General features: G+C 57.8%; 1 protein-coding gene, 1 tRNA gene and 2 rRNA genes (1 of these 4 running past the window's edge). 3 read left to right on the plus strand and 1 reads right to left on the minus strand.

Features of this window, described 5'->3' with window-relative positions; translation table 11 throughout:
* The 3 genes from C5F44_RS17340 to C5F44_RS17350 all read left to right on the plus strand — a co-directional run.
* Positions 1–2613: ribosomal RNA gene (locus C5F44_RS17340) — 23S ribosomal RNA — on the plus strand; it begins 219 nt to the left of the window's first position.
* Between the two features lie 86 nt (positions 2614–2699).
* Positions 2700–2814: ribosomal RNA gene (rrf, locus tag C5F44_RS17345) — 5S ribosomal RNA — on the plus strand.
* A 63-nt stretch (positions 2815–2877) separates the two neighbouring features.
* Positions 2878–2954, plus strand: a tRNA-Met gene (locus tag C5F44_RS17350).
* Between the two features lie 192 nt (positions 2955–3146).
* Here C5F44_RS17350 and C5F44_RS17355 read toward each other — a convergent pair.
* Positions 3147–3834 (minus strand): ABC transporter ATP-binding protein (locus tag C5F44_RS17355; protein ID WP_146161980.1); only part of this gene is annotated, 688 nt, incomplete at its 5' end.

Consider the following 3834-nt stretch of genomic DNA (forward strand, 5'->3'; position numbering starts at 1 on the left):
CCCGGGGAACTGAAACATCTAAGTACCCGGAGGAAAGGACATCAATAGAGACTCCGTTAGTAGTGGCGAGCGAACGCGGACCAGCCGATGCATGAAGTGTGACAAGAATGGTCTGGAAAGGCCAACCACAGCGGGTGACAGTCCCGTATTGGAAGCACCAGTGCACATATTAAGTAGGGCGGGACACGTGAAATCCTGTCTGAAGATCGGAGGACCACCTCCGAAGGCTAAGTACTCCTTGCTGACCGATAGCGAACCAGTACCGTGAGGGAAAGGTGAAAAGCACCCCGACGAGGGGAGTGAAACAGTACCTGAAACCGAACGCCTACAAGCAGTCGGAGGGGCCTTGAGCCCTGACGGCGTACCTTTTGTATAATGGGTCAACGACTTGGTCTGTCGAGCAAGCTTAAGCCGTTAGGTGGAGGCGCAGCGAAAGCGAGTCTTAAACGGGCGCATGAGTTCGACGGATCAGACCCGAAACCAGGTGATCTAGCCATGAGCAGGATGAAGGTTGGGTAACACCAACTGGAGGTCCGAACCAACACCCGTTGAAAAGGGTCTGGATGACTTGTGGCTAGGGGTGAAAGGCTAATCAAACCTGGAGATAGCTGGTTCTCCGCGAAAGCTATTTAGGTAGCGCCTCGGACGAATACCATCGGGGGTAGAGCACTGCATGGGTAATGGGGGCCCACAGCCTTACTGAGCCTAAGCAAACTCCGAATACCGATGAGTACTATCCGGGAGACACACGGCGGGTGCTAACGTCCGTCGTGAAGAGGGAAACAACCCTGACCTGCAGCTAAGGCCCCTAATTCATGGCTAAGTGGGAAAGCATGTGGGACGGCCAAAACAACCAGGATGTTGGCTTAGAAGCAGCCATCATTTAAAGAAAGCGTAACAGCTCACTGGTCTAGATAAGCTGTCCTGCGGCGAAGATGTAACGGGGCTCAAGCCATGAGCCGAAGCTCGGGATGCACAGCGATGTGCGTGGTAGCGGAGCGTTCCGTGATATAGTCCATCATGTCTTCTCCATCCTCGGATGGATCGGACATGGAGGGCTTTCTGTGAAGCCGGGCCGTAAGGCATCCGGTGGAGAGATCGGAAGCGAGAATGTTGACATGAGTAGCGACAAACAGGGTGAGAAACCCTGTCGCCGAAAGTCCAAGGGTTCCTGCTTAAAGCTAATCTGAGCAGGGTAAGCCGGCCCCTAAGGCGAGGCCGAAAGGCGTAGTCGATGGGAACCAGGTTAATATTCCTGGGCCAGGAGGATGTGACGGATCTCGACTGTAGTTTGCCCTTATCGGATTGGGTGAGCTGCTTAGAGGTCCCTGGAAATAGCCCTCCATCAGACCGTACCCTAAACCGACACAGGTGGACTGGTAGAGTATACCAAGGCGCTTGAGAGAACCACGTTAAAGGAACTCGGCAAAATGCTCCCGTAAGTTCGCGAGAAGGGAGCCCCGTCTGCAGGCAACTGTGGGCGGGGGGCACAAACCAGGGGGTGGCGACTGTTTACTTAAAACACAGGGCTCTGCGAAGCCGTAAGGCGACGTATAGGGTCTGACGCCTGCCCGGTGCTGGAAGGTTAAAAGGAGGGGTGCAAGCTCCGAATTGAAGCCCCAGTAAACGGCGGCCGTAACTATAACGGTCCTAAGGTAGCGAAATTCCTTGTCGGGTAAGTTCCGACCTGCACGAATGGCGTAACGATCTCCCCGCTGTCTCTAACGTGGACTCAGCGAAATTGAACTGTGTGTCAAGATGCACACTACCCGCGGTTAGACGGAAAGACCCCATGAACCTTTACTCTAGCTTTGCATTGGCATCAGGAATGTGATGTGCAGGATAGGTGGTAGGCTTTGAAGCGGGGACGCTAGTCCTCGTGGAGCCTCCCTTGAGATACCACCCTTCGCCTTCTTGATGTCTAACCGCGGCCCGTTATCCGGGTCCGGGACCCTGCATGGTGGGGAGTTTGACTGGGGCGGTCGCCTCCCAAATCGTAACGGAGGCGCGCGATGGTTGGCTCAGAGCGGTCGGAAATCGCTCGTTGAGTGCAATGGCAGAAGCCAGCCTGACTGCGAGACTGACAAGTCGAGCAGAGACGAAAGTCGGTCATAGTGATCCGGTGGTCCCAAGTGGGAGGGCCATCGCTCAACGGATAAAAGGTACTCTGGGGATAACAGGCTGATGATGCCCAAGAGTCCATATCGACGGCATCGTTTGGCACCTCGATGTCGGCTCATCTCATCCTGGGGCTGGAGCAGGTCCCAAGGGTATGGCTGTTCGCCATTTAAAGAGGTACGTGAGCTGGGTTTAGAACGTCGTGAGACAGTTCGGTCCCTATCTGCCGTGGGTGCAGGAGACTTGAGAAGAGTTGACCCTAGTACGAGAGGACCGGGTTGAACGAACCACTGGTGGACCAGTTATCGTGCCAACGGTAGTGCTGGGTAGCTATGTTCGGACAGGATAACCGCTGAAGGCATCTAAGCGGGAAGCCCCCTTCAAAACAAGGTCTCCCTTGAGGGCCGTGGAAGACGACCACGTCGATAGGCCGGAGATGTAAGCGCAGCAATGCGTTCAGTTGACCGGTACTAATCGCCCGATTGGCTTGATCTGATCCAGAAACAGCAAGGCACAATCAGAAGAACGGCCTGGAACAATACACTGATGTTGCGGATAATATCCGCTGGGCATTGAACCGGTTTGGTGGTCATAGCGACGGCTAAACTCCCGATCCCTTCCCGAACTCGGCCGATAAGGGCCGTCACGCCAATGGTACTGCGTCTCAAGACGTGGGAGAGTAGGTCACCGCCAAACCTGTCCAATGCCCATCCCCTCTACGATCTCATATACAATATCACCAACCAGACATCATACCGTCGCGGGGTGGAGCAGCCCGGTAGCTCGTCAGGCTCATAACCTGAAGGCCGCAGGTTCAAATCCTGCCCCCGCAACCAGATTACTAGCGATGACAACCGCTTAACAGCCGCCCCAAGGGGCGGCTTTTTGCGTTCAACCACACGGGTCAACAATAAGCCAATAAACGGACGGAAACCACGTGCGATTCCAGTGGGATACGGGGCCGACAGGACTAGGAGCGCGCGAAAACCGCATGGAGTTTGAACGCTGACGCGCCCCTCACTCCCCAGCTATTGCCGCAGCACGATGGCGTCCCGGCCCGAGAAGCTGATCTCGACGTCGGTGCCGGGGCTGGGTGGCGGCTGGTCGGGGCGGTTGAAGGTGTCGAGCGAGACCCGGGTGCCGGCCATGGTGGCGCGGAGGCGGATGACTGAGCCCATGAAATGCACCTCGTCGATGCGGGCGGGCAGAAGGGCCTCGGCCCCCGGAACGCGGCCGAGGTGCAGCGCTTCGGGGCGCAGGGCGATGACCGGCGCGCTGACTTGCAGCGGTTCGGGCAGGGTCAGCGTCTGGCCCGCCAGTTCCACCTGCCCGGCGGCGGCGTCGCGCACGGTCACATCGAAGGTGTTGAGCGTGCCGACGAACTGGGCCACGAAGCGGGTGGTCGGGCGGTTGTAGATGTCGAACGGGGTGCCGACCTGATCGGCCACGCCGCCGTTCATCACCACGATGCGGTCCGAGATGCTCATGGCCTCTTCCTGGTCGTGGGTCACGAAGATCGTGGTGATTCCAAGTTCCCGCTGGATCATGCGGATCTCGTTGCGCAGCGAGACCCGAACCTTGGCGTCCAGCGCGGACAAGGGTTCGTCCAGCAGCAGGACGCGCGGGCGCGGGGCCAGCGCGCGGGCCAGCGCGACACGCTGCTGCTGGCCGCCCGAAAGCTGGAACGGATAGCGGGCGCCGAAATCGGCCAAGCCG

Source organism: Fuscovulum blasticum DSM 2131 (assembly GCF_003034965.1).
GTDB classification, from domain to species: domain Bacteria; phylum Pseudomonadota; class Alphaproteobacteria; order Rhodobacterales; family Rhodobacteraceae; genus Pseudogemmobacter; species Pseudogemmobacter blasticus.